This window comes from Psychrobacter sp. L7 (assembly GCF_002810365.1).
Classification (GTDB): Bacteria; Pseudomonadota; Gammaproteobacteria; order Pseudomonadales; family Moraxellaceae; genus Psychrobacter; species Psychrobacter celer.
Map to the genome: position 1 here is coordinate 223,740 of NZ_NEXR01000001.1, position 21,837 is coordinate 245,576.

General features: G+C 49.9%; 19 protein-coding genes. 15 read left to right on the top strand and 4 right to left on the bottom strand.

The features are described from left to right. Positions 1-28 precede the first annotated feature (28 nt). The gene (locus tag CAP50_RS00965) at positions 29-1,429 is read left to right on the top strand and encodes a UDP-glucose/GDP-mannose dehydrogenase family protein (RefSeq protein WP_100748706.1); all 1,401 of its coding nucleotides are present in this window, start codon (positions 29-31) and stop codon (positions 1,427-1,429) included. Positions 1,430-1,500: 71 nt separating this feature from the next. Here the strand turns inward: CAP50_RS00965 and CAP50_RS00970 are convergent, their stop codons facing one another. Beyond that, positions 1,501-2,988 carry a phosphomannomutase CpsG gene (locus CAP50_RS00970; protein ID WP_100748707.1) on the bottom strand — a complete coding sequence of 496 codons (1,488 nt, stop codon included), beginning with the start codon at positions 2,986-2,988 and terminating at the stop codon, positions 1,501-1,503. 170 nt (positions 2,989-3,158) lie between these two features. Between CAP50_RS00970 and CAP50_RS00975 the strand changes: the two genes are divergently transcribed. The 9 genes from CAP50_RS00975 to yjgA all read left to right on the top strand — a co-directional run bounded on the left by CAP50_RS00975 (position 3,159) and on the right by yjgA (position 12,313). Beyond that, a complete protein-coding gene (locus tag CAP50_RS00975; protein ID WP_100748708.1) occupies positions 3,159-4,235 on the top strand; it encodes an RNA-guided endonuclease InsQ/TnpB family protein in 1,077 nt (358 codons plus the stop codon). Positions 4,236-4,349: 114 nt separating this feature from the next. Continuing rightward, positions 4,350-5,216 carry a nucleoside triphosphate pyrophosphohydrolase gene (mazG, locus tag CAP50_RS00980; RefSeq protein ID WP_100748709.1) on the top strand — a complete coding sequence of 289 codons (867 nt, stop codon included), beginning with the start codon at positions 4,350-4,352 and terminating at the stop codon, positions 5,214-5,216. Beyond that, the gene (locus CAP50_RS00985) at positions 5,200-5,604 is read left to right on the top strand and encodes a ComEA family DNA-binding protein (RefSeq protein WP_241900592.1); all 405 of its coding nucleotides are present in this window, start codon (positions 5,200-5,202) and stop codon (positions 5,602-5,604) included. Before mazG ends, CAP50_RS00985 begins: the two co-directional genes overlap by 17 nt. 163 nt (positions 5,605-5,767) lie before the next feature. Next, positions 5,768-7,966 (top strand): polynucleotide adenylyltransferase PcnB, encoded by a 2,199-nt coding sequence (gene pcnB, locus CAP50_RS00990; RefSeq protein ID WP_100748710.1) that lies wholly within the window; start codon positions 5,768-5,770, stop codon positions 7,964-7,966. A gap of 24 nt (positions 7,967-7,990) precedes the next feature. Further along, positions 7,991-8,581 carry a 2-amino-4-hydroxy-6-hydroxymethyldihydropteridine diphosphokinase gene (gene folK / locus CAP50_RS00995; protein WP_100748711.1) on the top strand — a complete coding sequence of 197 codons (591 nt, stop codon included), beginning with the start codon at positions 7,991-7,993 and terminating at the stop codon, positions 8,579-8,581. A 51-nt stretch (positions 8,582-8,632) separates the two neighbouring features. Next, positions 8,633-9,433: a 3-methyl-2-oxobutanoate hydroxymethyltransferase gene (gene panB / locus CAP50_RS01000; RefSeq protein ID WP_100748712.1), complete on the top strand. Its 801-nt coding sequence runs from the start codon at positions 8,633-8,635 to the stop codon at positions 9,431-9,433. A gap of 97 nt (positions 9,434-9,530) precedes the next feature. After that, positions 9,531-10,412 carry a pantoate--beta-alanine ligase gene (gene panC, locus CAP50_RS01005; protein WP_100748713.1) on the top strand — a complete coding sequence of 294 codons (882 nt, stop codon included), beginning with the start codon at positions 9,531-9,533 and terminating at the stop codon, positions 10,410-10,412. Positions 10,413-10,594: 182 nt separating this feature from the next. Then, entirely contained in the window at positions 10,595-11,572 is a 978-nt protein-coding gene (gene rapZ / locus CAP50_RS01010) for an RNase adapter RapZ (RefSeq protein WP_446737497.1), read from the top strand. Positions 11,573-11,800: 228 nt separating this feature from the next. After that, on the top strand, positions 11,801-12,313 hold the full coding sequence (yjgA, locus tag CAP50_RS01015) for a ribosome biogenesis factor YjgA (protein WP_100748714.1): 513 nt from the start codon (positions 11,801-11,803) through the stop codon (positions 12,311-12,313). Between the two features lie 160 nt (positions 12,314-12,473). Here yjgA and CAP50_RS01020 read toward each other — a convergent pair whose 3' ends face one another. Continuing rightward, positions 12,474-13,094 carry a thiol:disulfide interchange protein DsbA/DsbL gene (locus tag CAP50_RS01020; protein WP_075102176.1) on the bottom strand — a complete coding sequence of 207 codons (621 nt, stop codon included), beginning with the start codon at positions 13,092-13,094 and terminating at the stop codon, positions 12,474-12,476. A gap of 346 nt (positions 13,095-13,440) precedes the next feature. Between CAP50_RS01020 and ubiG the strand changes: the two genes are divergently transcribed. The 4 genes from ubiG to CAP50_RS01040 all read left to right on the top strand — a co-directional run bounded on the left by ubiG (position 13,441) and on the right by CAP50_RS01040 (position 16,438). Next, positions 13,441-14,289 (top strand): bifunctional 2-polyprenyl-6-hydroxyphenol methylase/3-demethylubiquinol 3-O-methyltransferase UbiG, encoded by an 849-nt coding sequence (gene ubiG / locus CAP50_RS01025; RefSeq protein ID WP_100748715.1) that lies wholly within the window; start codon positions 13,441-13,443, stop codon positions 14,287-14,289. A 55-nt stretch (positions 14,290-14,344) separates the two neighbouring features. After that, positions 14,345-15,055: an HAD family hydrolase gene (locus CAP50_RS01030; protein WP_100748716.1), complete on the top strand. Its 711-nt coding sequence runs from the start codon at positions 14,345-14,347 to the stop codon at positions 15,053-15,055. A 98-nt stretch (positions 15,056-15,153) separates the two neighbouring features. Beyond that, complete coding sequence (locus tag CAP50_RS01035) at positions 15,154-15,987, top strand: YciK family oxidoreductase (RefSeq protein ID WP_100748717.1); 834 nt, start codon at positions 15,154-15,156, stop codon at positions 15,985-15,987. A gap of 184 nt (positions 15,988-16,171) precedes the next feature. Next, positions 16,172-16,438, top strand: a complete 267-nt coding sequence (locus CAP50_RS01040; RefSeq protein WP_100748718.1) for a DksA/TraR family C4-type zinc finger protein — start codon at positions 16,172-16,174, stop codon at positions 16,436-16,438. Positions 16,439-16,555: 117 nt separating this feature from the next. Here the strand turns inward: CAP50_RS01040 and CAP50_RS01045 are convergent, their stop codons facing one another. Further along, positions 16,556-17,791: a GTP-binding protein gene (locus CAP50_RS01045; RefSeq protein WP_100748955.1), complete on the bottom strand. Its 1,236-nt coding sequence runs from the start codon at positions 17,789-17,791 to the stop codon at positions 16,556-16,558. 148 nt (positions 17,792-17,939) lie between these two features. Further along, positions 17,940-18,698, bottom strand: a complete 759-nt coding sequence (gene ompR / locus CAP50_RS01050) for an osmolarity response regulator transcription factor OmpR (protein WP_075102182.1) — start codon at positions 18,696-18,698, stop codon at positions 17,940-17,942. 543 nt (positions 18,699-19,241) lie between these two features. Here ompR and CAP50_RS01055 point away from each other — a divergent pair. Continuing rightward, positions 19,242-21,764, top strand: a complete 2,523-nt coding sequence (locus CAP50_RS01055; RefSeq protein ID WP_100748719.1) for a Tex family protein — start codon at positions 19,242-19,244, stop codon at positions 21,762-21,764. Positions 21,765-21,837 lie beyond the last annotated feature (73 nt).

The following is a 21,837-nucleotide window of genomic DNA, read 5'->3' on the forward strand; positions in this document are numbered from 1 at the left end:
TATAATCATCAGTTTACAAGGTAATATCATGAGCACGGATAATAGTGATAAGTGTTTGTCTGACCCGCGGGGCTGGCAAGCAAAGCCAGTAAAGGAGACTGATGTCTGTGTGCTGGTCGGTCATAGTATCGAGGCCATCACCAGTGCGGTGGTGCTGGCAAGCCTCGGTCAGTGCGTGCATCTGTATGCCGATAAAGTCCTACTGGCCCAGCAGTTAGAGCAGTATGGTTTTGAGCATCATCTGCAAGCACTGTGGCAGATGTATGAGCAGCAGCAGCTGATCAGTCACCACCCGTTACCCAATAGTGCAGACCAGCTGTTGCAGCGCTATGATAAAACGGGCGATGGCACTCATAACGACGCTGATAACCCGCCCAAACCAGCCAGCGTGGCGTTATATTGGCTATTTTTAGACAGTATTGACGCGATATGGCTAGAGGACGGCTGGATTACCGCCTTTAATCACAGTCATCAGCAGTCGCTACCGCTGATCATGAGCGGTATTCAGGCATTAGGGCAGGTGGCTGCACTGGCGCAGCGGCTGCAGCGGGCGTGGGTGTATTATGTGCCCTTTGTGTTTTTAAAAGACGGCGATGCTTATAGCTCGATGTTAAACCCTTCCTTGTGGCTGCTGGGCGAAAAAACACCAGAGAGTAGTCAGCATTTGGCCATATTAAAGCCATTGATGCAGCATGCAAGCGCGTCCCATCATGCCGATATTGCGACCATTGAGTTTGCTCGTAGTAGCATCATGGCGATGCTGGCGACGCGGGTGAGCTTTATGAATGAGATGTCGCGCTTGGCGGATAGTCAAAACGTCGATATTGGACAAGTCAGCCGTATCATGGGCTTAGATCAGCGGGTGGGCAGTAGTTACTTACAAGCAGGGTGGGGCTTTGGTGGCAACACCCTGCCAAGTGAGCTGCAGCAACTGCAGCGATCTAGTCAAATCCATCGTTTAAATATGCCGCTCTTAGAGTCAGTCATACATATCAATGAAGATCAAAAAGAGCTGATATTTCGTAAGTTTTGGCAGTATTTTGATGGGTTTATCGACAATAAAACTGTAATGATCTGGGGCGGTAGTTATAAGGCTGGCTCAGGACGCACCTCAGGCTCGGCCATCCATCCGTTATTGGCTTTGCTATGGTCGTACAATATCCGCACACTGGTCTATAGCGATAAGGCGCAACATGAGCTGACTGTGCTGTATGCGCAGCAGCCGCTGCTGGAGCTGGTTGCCCAGCCTTATCAGCATCTTGCAGAGGCGCAGGCTATTTTTATCATCAGTTGGTCACCGCGCGATCAGTTAGATATTGGCAAAATCAATCAGTACGCCATGCCGATATTTGATGCGCAAAATGCCATGAGCCGCTCACAAATTGCAGCCTTGGTAGGGAGCTATATGGGCATCGGTCGTGCGAAATAAAGGCGCGCTCATATTCACTAGCGAGCCTTTATTGTCTGACCATTAGCACTCTTTGTACCAAGGTAAAGGCTTTATGCTGGCATCGCCCCTTGTGCCGCCAGCCACTGCTCGATCTCTTGTATCTTATCCGCCAAAAGTGGCTGATCGCCGCGCGTTTCGATATTGAGCCGAATGAGTGGCTCGGTATTAGAAGCGCGCAAATTAAAGCGCCAGTCGCCAAAGTCGAGGCTTAGGCCATCAAGGGTGGTTTTGCTGGGGTTTTGGCTGCGATACTTGTCTTCAATGGCTTTAATAATAGCGGGCGCGTCATTTGTGGTTAGGCGAAAGTTCATCTCCCCCGAGCTGGGGTAGGCATTGATATAGCCGGTGACCAGCTCCGACAGCGTCTTACCGGTGATGGATAGCAGCTCAATGGTCAGTAGCCACGGAATCATGCCGCTGTCGCAATAGAAGAAGTCGCGGAAGTAGTGATGTGCCGACATCTCGCCGCCATAGACCGCGCCCGACTCGCGCATGACTTGCTTGATAAAGGAGTGCCCAGACTTACTGATGACCGCCTCACCCTGATGCGCGTCAATCACCGCTTCGGTGTTGTATATCACTCGTGGGTCATAGACGATTGACTCGTTTGGATACTTATTTAAAAAGGCTTGCGCCAGCATACCCACCACATAGCTACCATCGATAAACTCGCCTGTCTCGTCGAACAAAAAACACCGATCAAAATCGCCATCAAAGGCAATACCCAGATCAGCTTTGTGAGTCAACACCGCTTGCTGCGTCGCGGCTCGGTTGGCGGTAATCATCGGATTGGGGATGCCGTTGGGGAAGCTACCATCAGGGGTATGATGCAGTGTGATGATGTCGATCGGCGCGCCCGCTTGCGTCAATTTGTCAGTTAATAAATCAATGACAGGGCCGGCGCTACCATTACCAGAGTTGATGACCAGCTTTAGCGGTTTGAGCTTGTCGGTGTCGATAAAGGTCATCAAGTGATTGATATAGGCGCTTTTATCCGTCAGCAGCTGCAATGCCCCTGGTTTATCACTGCTGGTAAATTGCCCAGACTCCGCCAATGCCTGAATCTCTGCCAGACCATCATCAGCGCTGATGGGTTTTGACTGCTCTTTGACCAGCTTTAGGCCGTTGTAGTTGATCGGATTGTGACTGGCGGTGACTTCGATACCGCCTAATGCCGCATAGTGGCTGGTGGCAAAATACACCTCCTCAGTACCGGTCATACCAAGGTCGATGACATCGACGCCTGCATCGACTATCCCTTTGATGGCTGCTTGTTTTAGCTCCTCACTTGAGTGGCGAATGTCGCTGCCGATGACGATAGCGGGCTGTAGCGTCGCCAGCTCACTGTCTTGATTAGCGGACGCTTGCTGATACCGCTGAAACAATATCTGTGCAAAGGCGCGACCAATACGATAAGCGATGTCTTCATCGAGGCTAACGCCGAGCTCACCGCGAATATCATAGGCCTTAAATGAGCCAATCGTCATCGGTGGAAACTCAGACGCTGGTTGATAGCTGGGGACGGTAGAGGTGGGCATAATGATATGTTCCTTTAATAAACAATAAACAATAAACAGTGAATGGCGGTATTTATCATCCAGCGCCGTAAAACCACGTCCTTCTAGGGCGTGGATATCAGGCGTCAGTCATTGTCGTACAATATTGCGAGTGCCTTGATAACCAACTGCATTGAGATCATAATTATTCCATGAAAACGCTCAAACTACGCATCAAAGACAAACATGCCACTCAGCTCAATATCTTAGCTGGTGCGGTTAACTTTGTCTGGAATTACGTCAATGAGCTAAGTTTTAAACATTTACAGCGCACAGGCAAATTCTTTTCAGCCTATGACTTGGCCACTTACACCAAAGGGGCGGGTGAACACCTAAATCTGCACAGTCAAACCTTGCAAGCGATCAGTGAGGTTCACGCTAAATCCCGTAAACAGTTTAAAAAAGCCAAACTCAACTGGCGTACCAATAATCCAAGGGCCAAGAGAAGAAGTTTGGGCTGGATTCCCTTTAAAAAGACCGCGATTAAGCATATCAGTACGCGCCAAAGCGGTAAAAAGTCTTTAAAAAGCACCCTGCAATTTAGCTTAGCCAACCGTCAAAAGCTCAAAATAGACCTATGGGATAGCTATAACCTCTCGCTCTACAACATCAACACCTGTGAGTTGGTACAAGATGCACGAGGCAGATGGTATGCCTGTATCACCGTTAAAGAGTTTCCAAAGATTAAGTGTGGTACTGGCCAAGTCGGTATTGACCTAGGCTGTAAGGATTCAGCAGTCAGTAGTAATGGCGATGTTCTAACCACTAAGCTGACCCATCAGTACGCAGAAAAACTGGCCATCGCTCAACGTGCCAAAAACAAAAAGCGGGTTAAGGCCATTCATGCCAAGATTAAAAACACCCGACAAGGCTTAATACATAAATTCACATCAAAGCTTGTTAAGGCCAACAGCTTAATCGTTGTTGGAAAGATTAAATCAAAATCATTCACTTCATCCAAACTGGCCAAATCCGTCTATGATGCTGGTTGGTTTGAAATTAAGCGGCAACTGGATTACAAATGCGCGAACGCAGGTTGCCACTATATCGAAGTCAATGAAGCGTACACCACCCAAACCTGCTCGTGTTGCGGCTCTCGCCAAGACAGTCCGAAAGGTAGAGCAGCGCTTGGTATAAGAGTATGGTTTTGTCGTTCTTGTAAAACGACCCATAACAGAGATGTTAATGGAGCAAAAAACATTCTCGCGGTCGGGCTTGGCCGTCTTTAGTAGGAATCCCCTCCATTTAGGGAGGGGAGGAAGTCAAACCATTATAAGCCAGTTGCTACTCAATGATACACTAGCTGACACAGGAACCAACCCGCAAAAACAAGAGCGTCTTTTATGAAACCGTTAGAGCAAACCACGTTGCTACCCACGCCCGTACAGGGCACCCCTGAGGCCACCGGCCAGATTGATGATTTACTTGCCTTGATGGCGCGGCTGCGTGCCGACTGTCCGTGGGACAAAAAACAGACCAATCATAGCCTGATTCCTTATGCGATTGAGGAAGCCTACGAGCTTGGCGAAGCAGTACAAGCGGATGATGACGAAGACATCAAGGGCGAGCTGGGTGATGTACTGCTGCAAGTGGTGTTTCATTGCCAGCTCTACGCTGAGCAAGGGCGTTTTGATATGAGCGATGTGATTGCTACCTTGCAAGAGAAACTTATCCGCCGTCACCCGCATGTCTTTGAGGCGGAGACACTGACAGACGACGCCGCGGTCAAAGCACGCTGGGATGAGATCAAGCTCGAGGAGCAGCAAGCCCGCGAGGCGCGCGGCAAACCCAAGCGCCGACTGGATAATACCAAAGCGGGTAGCGCGCTGATGCAAGCGCAGTCGGTACAAAGCCAAGCGTCAAAACTGGGTTTTGATTGGGAGGGGGTAGCTGGCGCGTTTGAGAAGTTAGAAGAAGAGATCGAGGAGTTAAAGACGGAGATTAGGGATAAATCCAAGGCGGAGATAAAAGCCAATATTAGCGATATCGAAAAAGAGCTGGGCGATTGTATGTTTGCGCTGGTCAATGTGGCACGCAAGCTCAGCCTCGATGCCGAAGCGGCAACGCTGACCTGTGTGCATAAATTCAAATCACGCTTTGGCTATATCGAAGCGCAGCTGGCGGCGGCAGGCAAGCGTCTGGAAGATAGCGGTATTGAGGAAATGGATGCCTTGTGGGAGGCGGCAAAAAGACATGAACGCTCATCATAAGCCTGGCTTGATCGGTGCTATGCTCAGCACAGCCGTCAGCGCAGTCGGTGCGGCTGCCGCTGGGGCATTACTTATCATGGCGCTCATGCTAAGTGAGGCTTTGGCAGCGACTTGTTTTGCCAGTCCGCAGCAAGCATACGCGTCTTTATTGGCGCAAGAGACCGCGCAGTTGCAAGCACGCACGCAAACGGTGGTCAATATCAATCGTGCCGGTGAGGGCGAGCTGGTCTCGCTGCATGGTATCGGCAGTAGTAAGGCGCAGGCGATTATTTTATACCGCGAGATGTTTGGCGGTTTTCAGACGGTCGATGACTTGGCAAAGGTCAAAGGCATCGGTCAGAAGACCGTTGAGAAAAACCGAGCGCGCATCAGCGTACAAGATGAATAAAGGCGTTTGGCAATAATCAAGGCGAATATTGACAAAATAGCACGTAAGTAACGGTCATAACACACCCAGCAGGCGCAAAATTTGTTAAACTAGTCGTTACATCCGCCTGATAAACACTGTGTCTGTTAGGGGTGATCAAAGAATACCGGCGAGGAGTAGATGCATGGCCGAGCGTGCCGCCAAGCAGTTAGAACTGAATAAATCTGAATTACCCAATTCCATTACTGAAGTCATTGCCACATTGACCCGAGCTGGGTTTGATGCCTATATCGTCGGGGGCGGGGTGCGTGACACATTATTGGGTCTGCGTCCAAAAGATTTTGACGCAGTGACGGATGCCAAGCCGCATGAGATCAAAGACGTCTTTGGAAAGCGCTGCCGTATCATCGGTCGCCGCTTTCAATTGGCGCATGTGTATTCTGGCCGTGAGCTGATTGAAGTGGCGACGTTTCGCGGGCCACCGACCAACAACGCCAATACCAACCAAGATGGTATGATTTTGCGCGACAATGTCTGGGGCGATATCAAACAAGACTTTGCCCGTCGTGATTTTTCTATCAATGCGCTCTATTATCAACCACTCAAAGGCGTGGTCCATGATTTTTGCGGGGCGCTTGACGATATCGACAATCGCATCATTCGTCTGCTTGGCCACGCGCCTACTCGTATCGAAGAAGACCCTGTACGTCTACTACGGGCGCTGCGTTTTAAGGCCAAGCTTGGCTTTGAGTTTGATGAAGCATTGGCTGAGCAGTTCCACGAGGACAACTGGGCGCTACTTGAGCAAATATCGCCGCATCGTCTCTATGATGAGACGCAAAAGATGTTTACCGGTGGCTATTTGGTACCGCTATTGCCGTTATTGTTTGAGTCAGGGGCAATGGATAGCTTGGTTATTTATCCACCTGCTGAGCCAAGCGCACTGGTCAAGCAAGTGGCGATCAATACCGATAAGCGCATCGCTGCTGGCAAAAGTATCAATCCGGCGTTCTTTTACGCAGCGCTATTGTGGGAAAACTACCTGCACCAGCTAGAAAAAGCCAAAAAACGCAACATGCCTTTTGCCGATGCGCAACTGCACGCCGCTGGCAAAGTCATCGACCGTCAGCGTATCAAAACCGCCATTCCAAAGTTTGCTGAGCAATTTATCCGTGATATCTGGATTTTGCAGCCCAAGCTGTCCGCACCGCGTAACAAGCAAATCGTCCAGCTCTCTGAGCATCCACGTTTTCGCGCAGGTTTTGATTTTTTATTGCTGCGTGAGCAGTGCGGCGATTCTGAGCACCCCTTGTCTGAGTCGACTAATGGTATGGGCGAATGGTGGCAGACGTATCAGACGCTCTCCACGTCCGAGCAGCAGCAAGCGATTGATGCATTTGATGAAAGCATACGCCGCGGCGCTTACAAAAAAAGCCAACGCAGCCGCGGGCGCAACCGCCAAAACCAAAAGTCAGATAGCAGTATCGATAGCGTGACAGATACCGCGTCGACCAAGCCATCAAAAGCGCCTCAAAAAGACAGCGCTGATACAGGCGGTATTCCTGCGCGTCGCCGCCGTGCCAAATCACAGCCAGCGACTAGCAAATCAAATAGTCAGCCAAACAGTAAGTCAAGCGCTGGCCGTCATGATGACAATCGACCATTGTCGCAGGACGAGGCGGAGCTGGCACAATTGCAGCAATTGTCACTGACCGCTATCAAGCAGTCGCACAAAAAGCCTGCCGCGCCAAAGCCATTGTTTGTCATCGAGCACGAAGCAGTCGTACCGCCGCTAAAAAAACAGCTGCCGCAAGATAAAGAGGCTCAAAGCACCGATCAAGACAAACAGCAAGCCGTGCCTAAACAGTCGCAAAAACAACCAAAGGCGCAAGCAGAAAGCTCACCCACAACACAGCAGACGCCATCGGCCCAAGCCGTTAGCCGCGATGATAAGCCGTCAGCCGTCGCATTGGTGCCAGATAAGCCTGCGCTTACGGTTGCCCAGTCGCCAGCATTGGTGAGTCTCAATAATGCGCCGATACCTTATAAGCGTCGCCGCCGTCAGCCCAGCAGTACTGCTACTACGACCAAAACGCAAGCGACCGATGCCAGCGAGCAGACGCCCGTAAAACCGGCTAAGGCTTATGCAAAACAAGCGCCAAAGCCAGCTGTTCAGTCTACTACCGAAGCTGAGCCGCCAGCTAAGCGCGGCACAGACCATAAAGAAGCCGCTACTACTAAAAAAACAAAAACGTCTGCGCCCAGCGCGACCAAAAAAACACAAACTGCAATGCCTCAGACGATCATCAGTCTGATAGAGACGGATAAAGGCCCGATACCCTCAAAGCGTCGCCGTCGTCAGCCCAGCACCAAAGACGTTTGATCGGTGACTGTGAGAGCCAATGGTATGAATAATCACCTTCATAACAGTCAAAGCACAGATGGTGCCGCAGACATCAATAGCACACATGATTACGGCAATAATCAGGACGCCGCAGAATGGGCATGCGCTTATGTGGGGTTAGGTAGTAATTTGGCCAATGAGCTGGGCTCGCCGACCGAACATCTACAGACCGCCCTCAACGCGATGCAAGCGCATGCGCAGATACGTCATCTGCGGGTGTCATCGTTTTATGCGTCAGCGCCGATGGGGCCACAAGACCAGCCTGACTTTATCAATGCGGTCGCGGGGTTTGAGACGACGTTATTGCCGTTTGAGCTATTGGCGTTTTGTCAGCAGCTAGAGGCACAAGCAAAACGGGCGCGTTTGCGCCGTTGGGGTGAGCGCAGTTTGGATGTCGATATTTTGCTATATGATCAGCTGCAAATGACGGATGCTAAGCTGACCATACCGCATGCTGGATTGTGTGAGCGTAACTTTGTCTTGCTGCCGCTACGTGAGTTAGCGCCAGAGCTACAGGTATTGGGCAAGCCGATTGCGGACTATCCGCCAAGCTGCGATTGGACAGGTCTCAAGTTATTAAAAAATAACTCATGAGCGGCGCGCTCGCCAGATATTCAGCTGATAATCAAAGGGATTGAGGGCTATATGACGACGTTATCTACGCTAAATAAATTTAAAAAAGAAGGCACCAAGTTTACGTGCTTGACTTGCTATGATGCGATGTTTGCGCGGATGATGGACAAGGCACAGATTGACACGATCTTAATCGGTGATAGCTTGGGGATGGTCGTTCAAGGCCATGACTCAACGCTGCCTGTCACGGTTGACGATATGGTTTATCATACCGCCAATATCGCTCGGAGTAATAGCAGCGCTTTGATTTTGGCAGATCTGCCGTTTATGAGCTACGTCACTTTGCCAGAAGCGGTGGCCAATAGCCGCAAGCTGATGCAGGCGGGCGCGCACGTGGTGAAGATAGAAGGCGGTCGTGAGCTGTGCGATCTGGTCACAACCTTAGCGCAGGCAGGCACCCCAACGTGTGTGCATCTGGGGCTGACGCCGCAGTCGGTCAATGTCTTTGGTGGCTATAAAATCCAAGGCCGCGGTGAGACAGCAGCAGACAAGCTACTGGCTGATGCCAAAGCTGTCGTCGACGCAGGCGCAGCGCTGCTAGTATTAGAGTGTGTGCCCGCTGAGCTGGCCAAAGCGGTGACCCAAGCAGTCGCGGTACCAGTGATCGGAATCGGCGCAGGCGCAGATACCGATGGTCAGGTGCTGGTCATGCATGACATGCTCGGTATGGCGCACGGCCGCGTGCCGCGTTTTGTCCATGATTTTTTGACCGATACGCGCAATCGTGCTGGCAGTATTGAAGGCGCGTTTGCCCTGTATCAGCAGTCGGTACGCGAGGGCAGCTTTCCTACCGCCCAGCATCAATTTAGCTAGTTTTAAGTTTTAAGTTGAATTGATGATAGTTTGACCTTTTAGTGAGTTTGACTTTGTCTTTCGGCAATTACGATTATTAAGAACAGAAGGCTTTATCATGCCAATCATTTATCAGCAGATATCAGACTTGCGTGCAGCGCTGCAGCCGCATCGCACTCAGCAATCTATCGCTCTGGTGCCGACGATGGGTAACTTGCATGATGGCCACCTTGAGCTGGTAAACATCGCCAAGCAACACGCTGATATTGTGGTGGTGAGTATTTTTGTCAATCCCACACAGTTTGGTGAAGGTGAGGATTTTGATAGCTACCCGCGTACGCTGGACGACGATGTGGCAAAGCTTGCCACAGTGGCGGCCGATTATGTTTTTGCCCCCAGTATTGAGGAGATGTATCCAGTCTTGCCGCCCGCGACAGCAGTGCTGGCAGGGACGATTAGCGCGCAGCTATGCGGGCAGTCACGTCCTGGACACTTTGATGGGGTGGGTATCGTGGTGGCAAAACTGTTCAATATCATCCAGCCTGATGCGGCGGTGTTTGGACAAAAAGATTACCAGCAGTTGGCGATTATCAAGCAATTGGTGCGAGACCTTAGTTATCCGCTAGAGATTATCGCTGCGCCCATTGTCCGTGCTGCCGATGGTTTGGCGCTATCGTCACGCAATCAGTACCTAACGGCCAGCGAGCGACAGGTGGCGCCTATGCTCCATCAAGCGTTGCAGAATTTGGCGCAGCAATTACAAGATATAAAGATAGCGCCGCAAGGCTCGATATTGCCGCACATAGCGGCGCTACTTGCACAGACGCGTGAGCAACTCACAAATGCAGGGTTTATTGTTGACTATTTAGAGATAAAAACCGCTGAGCTGGATGCTATGACAGAGGATTTTGATAAAGATGAACAAGACATGGTTATTTTGGTAGCGGCATGGCTGGGGCGCGCGCGTTTATTGGACAATCAGCTAGTGACGATCAAGTAGTCATTATGTAATTCGCCGTCATATCATTAGCCATGGTAATATCGCAATGTGCAGGAAGCAATAGCGTCAACTACCGACAACAATTTCCATAGCTGCTCTGTGGCAAAAGCAAGACCGCTTTTATGATGGCTGAGTAGCGTGGTTTGGTATGTATGGCTTGGATAACCTAGGACAGGTGGGTGATGGACATGGAGCAACACAATAGCAATCAGCCGTCTGAGCAGGCTTTGGAGCAAGTGCGACGGTCAGCCGCCGCAGATGCACTTAGCATCCTTGTCGTCTCAGGTCGCTCAGGCTCTGGCAAAACATCAGTGCTCAATATCTTAGAGGATCTTGGGTATTATTCTATCGATAATTTGCCTTTGTCTTTGGTGCCACAGGCAGCTCATAAGCTGGTGATGGAAAGTGGTATACGCCGTATCGCCCTTGGGGTCGATATTCGCACACCGCGCGCTGATTTGTCTAACTTTGCAGAGACTTATGAGGCGCTAAAAACAACGTATGGCAAGCAGGCGGTCAAAGTCGTTTATGTCACCGCGCAAGAGCATACTTTAATCGCGCGGTTCAATGCCACTCGCCGTGTCCATCCGCTGATGTCGCAAGATGTGGACAGTGATAATGCCCGTCATATCGCCTTTAACTTGCCAGCGGCTATCAAAAGAGAGATAGAGCTACTAGAGCCGATAGCAGGTCAAGCTGATATCAGAATCGATACCAGCAGCTTAAATATCCATCAGTTAAAAGACAGCTTACGTGCGCATATCGGCATGGACAATCAGATTGTTATCAATCTTTTGTCTTTTGGGTTTAAGTATGGCAGCCCTATCGATGCTGATTTTGTCTTTGATGTGAGGGTGTTACCCAATCCGCATTGGAACCCTGAGCTGCGAGCGGCGACTGGTCTAAATGCAGAGGTCGCCACATTTTTTGCCGATTATCCAGAAGTGGCAGAAATGACGGACGATATCGAGCAGTTTTTGACGCGCTGGCTGCCTGAGTTTTTGCACAACAACCGTCATACCGTGACGGTGGCGATTGGCTGTACTGGCGGTAAGCATCGCTCGGTATTTATCACAGATACCTTGCAGCGCCGTTTGGCACAGAGCATGCCAGCAGGGGTCAAGGTGTTGGCCAAGCACCGCGAAAAAAGCCGGTGGTAAACCCCTAGGGCGTGTCTTCAATTCACTCGATAGTTGTCTAAATGGGCTAAAAATGGCCAAATTTTGCCAAACATCGTCAAATAGCGGGTTTATATCTCGATATTAACGGCGCTATCTTCCTTGTTTGACCGCAATGTAGCTCATTTTTATCACCATTTTTGCAATAAAGACACGCTCTAGCAGACGTGCACTTTATTATTTTACTATTCATCACTTCGGAACGCTTTTATGATTGACTGGTCAGAACAGGATATGCGCGTCTCGCGCACAGAACTCAAAAAAGCCCATGAGCGCTTGCAGCAGTTATCCATACCGCTTGCAAGCTTGTCGAAAAAACAGCTAAAAAAACTGCCAGCCAGTGATTATTTTATGGCTGAGCTGATGGCATTGGCGGACATTACCAGTGCCAATGCGCGCAATCGTCAGACCAAGCGTGTGGGTAAGCTTATCGGCGAAGAAAACCGCCACGAGCTTGTCAAAGCGCTGTTTGATGCCTATTTTCCAAAAGAGCAAGTCTCCAAAATCGAGAGCTGGTATGATCGCCTCAATATCAATGACGAAGGCACGCTAAAGCAGTTTGTCAAACAATACAAAGCCTCTGAGCGCAACAGCATGTATCAGCTGTTGTTATGGATTGAGTACGCCAAACACATGCAAGATGATGAGCTACTAGCAGAATCAGAAGCCGATTTGGCCAGTTATATACGAGAAGTGGCCATCTTGTCGCAGCTCAAAAAATAACTGCTCAGCGTCGCTATCAATATTATAAACGCTATAAATGCTATAAATGCAAACAAATAAAAAAGCCAATCATCAAATGATTGGCTTTCGTTTATAGGCTTACTATCAGGATATGCCCGAGGCTGCGATAAGACCGAAGCGCTCGGTTAAAGGGCTGGGTTTATTTCTTTTCAGCGCGTGCTTTGTCAACCAAATAGTCAACGACCTTGGGTACTTTGGCGCTTTCACCGGTGACGACGTATTTGCCTTGTACCACGACTGCTGGTACCCCTGAGAGCTGATAACGCTTTGCGCCAGCTTGTGAGCGGCCGATTTTTGTACCGACGGCAAACGAGTTGTATAGGCTGTTAAACTTCTTTTCATCTACGCCTTTTGACGCATACCACTTGCTCAATGATGCTTGGTCAAAGAGTTTTTTGCCGTCTTTATGAATGGCATCAAACAAAGCGTCGTGGGTTTTGTTTTCAAACCCTAATAGCTGGGCGGCATAAAAACCGCGGGCGTTGGCTTCCCAAACAGGGTTGAGCGCCGCTGGGGTTTTAAAGAACGCGACATCTTTGTCTTTGGTTTTTGCCCACTTTTCCATATGCGGATTGAGGACGTTACAATGCGGGCAGCCATACCAAAAAAACTCACGAACAATGATGGCGTCACCGCTGATTTTTTCTGGATTGTCGAGCACGCGATAGTCTTTTCCGGCGACATAGTCGGCAGCTTGTGCGCCCATAGTGGCAAGACCAATAGCCATAGCCAGACCAGTCAGTGTGATGACACGTTTCATACTTTATCCTTGAGATGTATAAACTTAGGGTGATGATGGGTTTTACCGCTTAGACAGGCCAAAAGTGCTAAAAGCTGTATAAACGATATAGTGTCGAGTACGGTCGACCTACCATAGAGTAGCGCCTATGATAACGTAAAACATAGGCGCTTGTGAATCCGATTCTTAACGAATGGTTGTAAAGCTGTGAGCGAATCGATGGCCATGACTCACAATCCGTGACGATGTACCTCACGACAAAGCCGCTACTCTCATGCTAATATTGAGTGTATCGTCGTGCGCGTTGTAGACGTTGTACGACAATCCCTTCATATACGACACTTATAATGACAATAAAGGAAATATCATGAGCTCAGTCCATGCTTCTTCGTCAACTGCCAATGAGCATACCGATAGCCGCGTCAATGATGCCGAGATTAACAGCATCAATGTGGATGCCAGCGAGGTGGATAAATTTAATAAGCTGGCAGGGGAGTGGTGGAGCAGCACGGGCGCCTTTGCGACATTGCACGAAATCAACCCGCTACGCCTCAACTGGATAGAAGAAAATATCAAACGCGACTATCAAAGCGCGCAGCCCTCTGTTGATAAGCAGCACACTGATAAGACCGCTGAGCAGGGTCTGGCGGGCAAAAAAGTGCTGGATGTAGGCTGCGGCGGCGGGATATTGTCAGAGTCAATGGCACGCCGCGGCGCAGATGTCACAGGCATTGATTTGGGAACCGAAAACCTAAAAGCTGCTACTCTCCACGCCGAGCAAAGTGGCCTTGGGCACACGCTGCGCTATCAGCATATCCCTGTAGAGACGCTGGCAAAAACGCACGCCGGTCAGTTCGATGTGGTGACCTGCATGGAGATGCTGGAGCATGTGCCGGACCCTCAGTCGATTGTGCAGGCATGTTTTGAGCTGCTGGCACCAGGCGGGGTGTGCGTGCTATCGACGATCAACCGCAACCCCAAGTCTTATTTGTTTGCCATCATTGGTGCAGAGTATGTGCTGCGTCTGCTTGATCGCGGCACTCACGATTATGCCAAGTTCATCACCCCCGCTGAGCTTGACAAAATGGCTGTCCATGCTGGATTTAGACGCCAAGACATCATTGGCCTGCATTATAATCCGCTGACCAAACGCTACTGGCTGGCACAAAACGTCGATGTCAATTATATGATGGCGGTACAAAAGCCACTACGATAGCGCCGCCCTCAAGTGATTTTGCCTACATTTATCTTTTAGACTAAGAGCATTTATTATGAGCCAATTTGTAAAAGCGGTTTTATTTGACCTTGATGGGACGTTAATCGATACTGCTGCCGACTTTGTCCGCATCATCGCAAAGATGAGCGGTGAAAACGATTGGCAAGCGCCGCCGGAGGGGCAAATTCGAGAGCAAGTCTCTGCCGGAGCCTCGGCGATGGTGCAGCTGATGCTGCGTCATAATGACCAACTGCAGGCGAGTGATGAAGAGCTGCAGCGCTTTCGTCAGCAGTTTTTGGACGATTACGCAGCAGACATCTGCGTCGATAGCTGCGTGTTTCCTGCGCTCGACGAGGTACTGAGCACACTGGAAGCAAAAGGCGTGCCATGGGGTATCGTCACCAATAAGCCGCGTTATTTGGCCGAGCAGCTGCTCAGTGTGATGCAATTAGATGAGCGCTGCGCGGTGCTGGTGTGTCCCGACGATGTCTCGCGCTCAAAACCTGATCCTGAGCCAATGTATGTGGCCTTAGAGAAGCTCGGTATTCCGCGCGGTGCGGCAGGCTGCGTATTGTATGTCGGCGATCATATACGCGATATCGAAGCCGGTAACGCCGCTGGCATGCCGACGATTTTGGCCGCTTATGGCTATATCCCGCCTGAAGACCAAAAAAGCCTAAAAAAATGGGGCGCAGACTATATTACTGAGACACCTGAAGCATTAAATAAACTTTTATTGTCTTCGGGTCAGTTCGATTATTTATAGCTTCTACAAGATAAGCGCTACAAGCTAAGCCTATAAGCCATTTATCGAAATAACGATTAAGCATCCTAACTATTTAATAATAAGCAGTGAGTAATGCCATGAGTGACACTACGAATCAGCCAACCAAACCGCAGAGCAGTACAGACACAGCTGGTTTTACCCAGCCGTTGACACATGACGAGATCCGCAGCTTTGTGCCCCCTGACAACTGCTTGGATGGCAAGACTATTTTGGTGACAGGAGCAGGTGACGGTATCGGGCGGGTCGCCGCCTTGACTTATGCGCGCTATGGCGCGACTGTATTGTTGCTCGGACGTACCAGCAGCAAGCTTGAATATGTCTATGATGAGATTGAGAGCTTTGGCGGCAAGCAGCCTGCCATGCTACCGATGAACCTAGAGGGTGCCACTTATGCCGAGTTGCAGCAGCTAGAGGGGCTGATCGATAAAGAAATCGGCCAGCTAGATGGTATCTTGCATAATGCTGGTCTGCTTGGGCAGCTGACACCGCTTGAGATGTATGACGTCGATACCTTTGCACAAGTGATGAAGGTCAACTGTACGGCGACATTTATGCTGACGCAGGCGCTACTACCGCTGCTCAAAGACGCAGACAATGGCTCTATCGTCTTTACCTCTAGTAGTGTGGGCACGCATCCGCGCGCGTTTTGGGGTGCCTATGCGCTCTCCAAGCAGGCAGTGGAAGGTATGAGCGATATCTTTACCCAAGAGACAAAAAACACCACCAATTTACGTTTTAATTGTATCAACCCGGGTGGGACGCGTACCAACATGCGCGCTCATGCCTACCCAGGAGAAAACCCCATGAGCCTAAAAACCCCTGAGGATATCATGGCAGGTTATGTCTGCTTGATGAGTGATGCCAGTATCGGCGTGCGCGGGCAAGTGGTCGCGTTGCAACCAAAAGACTAGCGATCGCCAATAAGAAAAATGGCTTAGGCACGTCTCATCATGCTTAGCCTATATCTGATGATGGCGTCCTCATCTACCGCCCCTAACTGGCATTGTAATCCATAAATAAAGCCCCATCTATTTGTTATTAAAGGATTTTATTGTTTAAAAGCCAAATGGCATTAATAATAAATAGGATGACGTTATGGCAGGTGGATGGTCAAGAGATGGTGCTGAGCACGAGCAAATGGATGCAACGGTCAACGACGCACTAGAGCGGGCGCGACGGGCTATGCCTAAAGGTGAAAGCGCTGAGTTTTGTGATGAGTGTGGCAATGCGATTCCACAAGCACGGCGACTGGCCGTACCCGGTGTGCAGCATTGTGTCGGCTGTCAGAGCGAGCTTGAACAAGCCGCACGGGCAACGGAGCTGTTTAATCGGCGCGGTAGTAAGGACAGTCAGCTTCGATAGCAGGCACACATGATAAGAGTGAATTGAAAAAGCCAATACTTCTACAGTATTGGCTTTTTTTGTGTGTAGCCTGTATTGAAGCTATACAGAAGCGACCAATAAGTGAATAGAGGCTCGCTACCCTAATGCCACGACCATTGCCATAAGCTGACGATCATAGGTTTGCCAGTCGATAGCGACAGGCGTATAGTCAGCGCCATCATTGCTGCCATTGTCAGCACCTTGCAAAATGACCTCCAAGCGGCTATCGCTCTGCGTACCGACTGTACGGGTAGTTAGGCTATCAGGCGTGAAGTTCAGCTGCAACCAACCATCAGAGGTGTGTACCACGCCTTTGATGCGTTGCCAGTTTGGTAGCCTCAGCAGCCAACTTTGTAGGGTATCTGCGGGAAGCACATAATGCGCTGGCAGTCGCCAACCGGCCAAGAGCAGGTCTTGCTGTGTCTCGTGATAACGATAAGGCAGCTCGCTATCGGTACTATTTTGGGCGCTATTGCCAGCCAATGTAGGATCAGCCAACGCAAAGACGGCAGAAGTGTTACCCTGCAATGGTGTGCGAAGTACTGATTTGGCCAATGGCCCAAGCGCAACCTTATGCTGGCGGTTTAAGAACTGACTGGGCTTGGTCAACTGCTCGCGTAGCATGGCGATATAGGCTGGCAGCGTGTTATTTTTGTCACTGCTGCCATTGCTGCTGTTATCAGGATTATCGCTATGATCGCTGTCATGACTAACGGCCGCAGCAGGCTCATGTGCCGCCCAAATGATAGTAGCGTGCGGATTCAGTGTGGCTATCCATGCTTGTAGCGCTTGTATTTCGTCGGCGCTTAGATGATCGTAACGATTGATAATCAGTGCATCGGCCTCTTGCACATGCACTGCAAAGCCCTCATGCTCACGATATTTGGCTTGTTGCCATTGTTTGGCATTTAAGACGGTGAGTACCGCTTGCATCTGTAGGGCAGTTTGCCAATGTGGCTCGCTCAGCTGCTGGACGAGCTCGCGAGGGTGAGCCAGTCCGGTCGGCTCGATGAGCAAACGCTGCGGCTTGTGCTCACTGAGTAGGCGGCTGATGGCGATTTGTAAGGGTAGCTGACTGGTGCAGCAAATACAGCCGCCGCTGACCTCCCGTACGGCGATCGTCTCTTGCGCCGCCTGCCACCAATCAGCACCTTTTAGCAGCGTACCGTCAATACCGATACGACCAAACTCATTGATTAAGAGCGCCCAGCGCTGCTCGGTCGGTTTGGTAGTCAGTAAGTGATTGATGAGGGTCGTTTTGCCAGCACCCAAAAACCCTGTCACTAAGGTGCAGGGTATGTTTTGAAAAATAGTCGTTGATGTCAAAATAATCTCAACAAGCGTGCCCAAAGATATATTTTGCCTGTCGGCACGATGACCTAAAACGCTTATCGCAAAAGATTAAAGCCATAAGCGCTAAAAGATCACGATCGCCAACGGCAAAACAGCTTACATACCAACCGAAAAGACGGCAATGTGGTTATTCGCTCTTGGCGGTTTCGGCTTCTGCCTCATCTGGTACAAACACATAACCCACGCCCCATACTGTCTGGATATAGCGCGCTTGTGACGGATTGTCCTCAATCAAGCGGCGCAGGCGTGAGACCTGTACATCAATAGAGCGCTCCATCGCCCCCCATTCACGGCCCCGCGCCAGATTCATAAGCTTGTCACGAGTCAAAGGCTCGCGCGGGTGTTGCACCAAGGCTTTTAGGACGGAAAACTCGCCTGTCGTCAAAGTCACGACATTGCCGTCGCGTTTGAGCGTACGCGTTGATAAATCAAGCGTCCATGGTCCGAACTCTACCACTTCTAGTTGATGGCTTGGCGCACCCGGCAGTTCACGGTTTTGACGACGCAGTACCGCTTTGATACGTGCCAGCAGCTCTTTTGGGTTAAAGGGTTTTGGCAAGTAGTCATCAGCGCCTGCTTCGAGGCCAGCGATACGATCAGCGTCGCCGCCTTTGGCGGTGAGCATGATGATAGGGATGTCGGCATTGTCTTCACGCAAGCGCTTACAGATACTAATACCGTCCTCACCAGGAAGCATCAAATCAAGCACCACCAACGAAAACAACTCGCGCTGCATCAGCTTATCCATCTGACTACCATCGTGAGCGGTGCGCACGACAAAACCATCGTCCTCTAAAAAGCGCTGCAACAAAGAGCGCAAGCGGGCATCGTCATCGACGACCAAAATACGCTGAGTCAAAGTATCTGGGCTATTATTATCTGTCATACAGGCATCCTCTTATAAAAATTATTATGAACATTCATTATCGGTGTCACGCATAAATTGCGCTGAGCAACACCCTTATCATTATTTGCTCTGTGATTAAAAACTGTCTAAAAAATTATCTAACAACAAAGATCCCTCTTAATATGCCCTATAGTCAATCCAATATAAAAACACCGTTTCATTGAGTGACTTGATAGCCATGTATCTGATTTATTTGGGTTCGACTATAGACTTCTAAATATAGAAGTACACACGATTATGTAGCGGCGGTAAGCGATACAAAATAGTCAGACTTAGAGATTCGCTCTACAAGACATCACCAAACTGCGCCGCTGATACTTTAGTGTATAAGATTGCACCAGCAATTGCATCACCCATCAGGATAAATGCTGTATGCGTTTGTTTAACAAGGCCGAAACAGAAAGGATAAAAGGCGATATCGGTCATAAAATCTAGGCAAAAGCGCAAAAAGATAAAAAGGATTTTTATTCATGCAGCTTTTGCTATAATGCAAAACTACATTTCTCAACGATTGATACGTATATGAGTAGCACTGATACCTTAACGCCATCTCAAACCCAGACAAATACACAGGTTTTGGATGCAACCACACACGCGAATATTCACGACAAGCTTGCTCGCGCGCTTGGCATTAAGACTGCTCAAGTCAATGCGTTTGTCAAACTTTATGATGAGGGCGCGACAGTTCCGTTTATCGCCCGTTACCGTAAAGAAAAGACGCAAAATCTTGACGATGCACAACTGCGAGCGCTAGAAAAATCGCTCAACTATGAGCGTGACATGGCCAGCCGCCGCCTCAAAATCACTGAGCTGCTCAGCACGCAAGGCAACTTGACAAATGAGCTGCAGGCGCGCATTGACAATGCGACATCGAAACTTGAGCTAGAAGACATCTATCTCCCATACCGTCCGCGCCGCCGCTCTCCTGCGGCCAAAGCCCGCGCTGCCGGTTTGGATGTACCAGCACAAGCGCTGTTGACCCAAGAGATTACCCCCACTGATGCATTGGCAGATTATGAGGCACCAGCCAGTATCTCTGATGACAAGGGTAATGAGATAGAGGTCGACTTTGGTGATCTAGACAAACAACTGGCGGGCGTACAAGCCATCATCGTTGATGAATGGACGCAAGCGCTGGATTTGCTTGATAACTTGCGTAATGGCTTTGCAAAGACAGCGAGCATCGTCTCGACTGTCGCCAGTGACGAAAAACGCGAAGTGGGCGAAAAATTCAAAGACTACTTTGAGCACAGTGAGAGCCTAGCGCGTCTGCCCAATCATCGCTTGCTTGCGATGCTGCGTGGGCGCCAAGAAAACGTCTTGGGCCTAAAGATTGATGGCGAAGACGCTCCCTTTATCGAAAAAATCATCAGTTATTTTGATATCGATGCCAAAGCGCCTGCTGCCCGTCGTGAGTTTTTGCAGGAGGCGGCGACCAGTCTCTGGAAGGATAAATGGCGTCCGCATATCGAGCATCGTTTATTGACCGAAAAACGTCTGACCGCTGAGGCCGATGCGATTGAGGTGTTTGCCAATAATTTACAGCATCTACTCATGGCTGCACCTGCTGGCCGCAAGGTGATTTTGGGCGTCGATCCAGGTATCCGTCACGGCGTGAAGATGGCGATTGTCGATGCCCAAGGCCATGTCATGTTAGATAATGAAGACAAGCCTGTGGTGGCGACGGTGTATCCGTTTGCTCCTGATAATAAGATGGATGAAGCCAAAAAAGTTATCGATGAGTTATTAAGCACTTATAAGGTTGATTTGGTGGCTATCGGTAATGGTACGGCGAGCCGCGAAACCGATGCGATGATCAAAGAGATTTTGGCCGCCAACGCTGAATTAAAAGCCAAAGCCGTGATCGTTAATGAATCAGGCGCGTCTGTTTATTCTGCCAGTGAGCTTGCCAGTGATGAGCTTGCTAATTTAGATGTCTCGGTACGCGGTGCGGTTTCTATCGCCCGTCGCTTGCAAGATCCGCTATCTGAGCTGGTCAAAGTCGATCCAAAAGCCATTGGCGTGGGTCAATATCAGCACGATGTCAACCAAAACCAATTGGCCGACAGCCTAGACAAAGTCACGCAAGATAGTGTGAACGCGGTGGGTGTCGATGTGAATACTGCGAGCCCTGCTATTTTGGCGCATATCGCTGGTCTAAACAAAAACGTCGCTCAGCAAATCGTGACTTACCGCAAAGAACACGGCGCTTTTGATAGCCGTGAGGCCCTCAAAAACGTCCCACGCCTCGGGGTCAAGACCTTTGAGCAAGCGGCAGGGTTTTTGCGTATCCACGATGGCAGCAATCCACTGGATGCGACAGGCGTCCATCCAGAGAGCTATGCATTGGTTGACAGCTTGCTGGCGCAAACCGGTAAAGCATTGTCAGAGGTACTGGGTAATGATGGCGTATTAAATAGCATTGATACCACAGCACTGGCGGCCAATGACGACAATGTCAGTGTCAAAGCCATCATTGAAGAGCTGGCAAAACCTGCGCGTGATCCACGCCCTGAGTTTAAGACCGCCAACTTCCGTGAAGACGTCAATAGCATTAAAGACTTAAGCGAAGGCATGCAGCTAGAAGGCGTGGTCACCAACGTCACCGCCTTTGGGTGTTTTGTGGATGTCGGTGTGCATCAAGACGGGCTGGTACATATCTCGCAGATGGCCAATGATTTTGTCGCTGATCCGATGAACCGTGTCAAACCAGGCGATATCGTCTCGGTACGTGTCATCTCTATCGACGAAAAACGCGGCCGTATTGGCTTTAGCATGAAGCCTGAAGCAGAAAAATCAGCGCGGCCAGCTGCCAAGCCTGCGGCCCGCAATACTGGTGGTGATGAAAAAGCGAGCCGTCCGCGCAGCAATCGTCCAAACAATAAGCGGCCAGCGGATAAACGTGCAACAAAACCGCGTGACCATCGTCAAGCTAATGACAGTGCCTCGAACCGCAGCAAGGCGCCAAAAGCCGACGCACCAGCCAAAATGGGGACTTTGGGCGCACTGCTACAAGAAGCCGGCGTGACCAAAAGCAAAAAATAATCAGTATTATCAAAGATAAAAAAGGCAGCCATTGGGCTGCCTTTTTTGTGTCATACGCTTGTATCGATTGTGC

What these genes read in the sequence shown, in the direction of transcription:
- folK (WP_100748711.1), top strand. Translation starts at nt 7,991, where the DNA reads ATGAATAATCACCTTCATAACAGTCAAAGCACAGATGGTGCCGCAGAC.
- CAP50_RS01030 (WP_100748716.1), top strand. Translation starts at nt 14,345, where the DNA reads ATGAGCCAATTTGTAAAAGCGGTTTTATTTGACCTTGATGGGACGTTA.
- CAP50_RS00965 (WP_100748706.1), top strand. Translation starts at nt 29, where the DNA reads ATGAGCACGGATAATAGTGATAAGTGTTTGTCTGACCCGCGGGGCTGG.
- panC (WP_100748713.1), top strand. Translation starts at nt 9,531, where the DNA reads ATGCCAATCATTTATCAGCAGATATCAGACTTGCGTGCAGCGCTGCAG.
- CAP50_RS01020 (WP_075102176.1), bottom strand. Translation starts at nt 13,094, where the DNA reads ATGAAACGTGTCATCACACTGACTGGTCTGGCTATGGCTATTGGTCTT.
- CAP50_RS00970 (WP_100748707.1), bottom strand. Translation starts at nt 2,988, where the DNA reads ATGCCCACCTCTACCGTCCCCAGCTATCAACCAGCGTCTGAGTTTCCA.
- mazG (WP_100748709.1), top strand. Translation starts at nt 4,350, where the DNA reads ATGAAACCGTTAGAGCAAACCACGTTGCTACCCACGCCCGTACAGGGC.
- ompR (WP_075102182.1), bottom strand. Translation starts at nt 18,698, where the DNA reads ATGACAGATAATAATAGCCCAGATACTTTGACTCAGCGTATTTTGGTC.
- CAP50_RS01035 (WP_100748717.1), top strand. Translation starts at nt 15,154, where the DNA reads ATGAGTGACACTACGAATCAGCCAACCAAACCGCAGAGCAGTACAGAC.
- panB (WP_100748712.1), top strand. Translation starts at nt 8,633, where the DNA reads ATGACGACGTTATCTACGCTAAATAAATTTAAAAAAGAAGGCACCAAG.
- rapZ (WP_446737497.1), top strand. Translation starts at nt 10,595, where the DNA reads ATGGACATGGAGCAACACAATAGCAATCAGCCGTCTGAGCAGGCTTTG.
- CAP50_RS00975 (WP_100748708.1), top strand. Translation starts at nt 3,159, where the DNA reads ATGAAAACGCTCAAACTACGCATCAAAGACAAACATGCCACTCAGCTC.
- CAP50_RS01040 (WP_100748718.1), top strand. Translation starts at nt 16,172, where the DNA reads ATGGCAGGTGGATGGTCAAGAGATGGTGCTGAGCACGAGCAAATGGAT.
- CAP50_RS00985 (WP_241900592.1), top strand. Translation starts at nt 5,200, where the DNA reads ATGAACGCTCATCATAAGCCTGGCTTGATCGGTGCTATGCTCAGCACA.
- yjgA (WP_100748714.1), top strand. Translation starts at nt 11,801, where the DNA reads ATGATTGACTGGTCAGAACAGGATATGCGCGTCTCGCGCACAGAACTC.
- CAP50_RS01055 (WP_100748719.1), top strand. Translation starts at nt 19,242, where the DNA reads ATGAGTAGCACTGATACCTTAACGCCATCTCAAACCCAGACAAATACA.
- ubiG (WP_100748715.1), top strand. Translation starts at nt 13,441, where the DNA reads ATGAGCTCAGTCCATGCTTCTTCGTCAACTGCCAATGAGCATACCGAT.
- pcnB (WP_100748710.1), top strand. Translation starts at nt 5,768, where the DNA reads ATGGCCGAGCGTGCCGCCAAGCAGTTAGAACTGAATAAATCTGAATTA.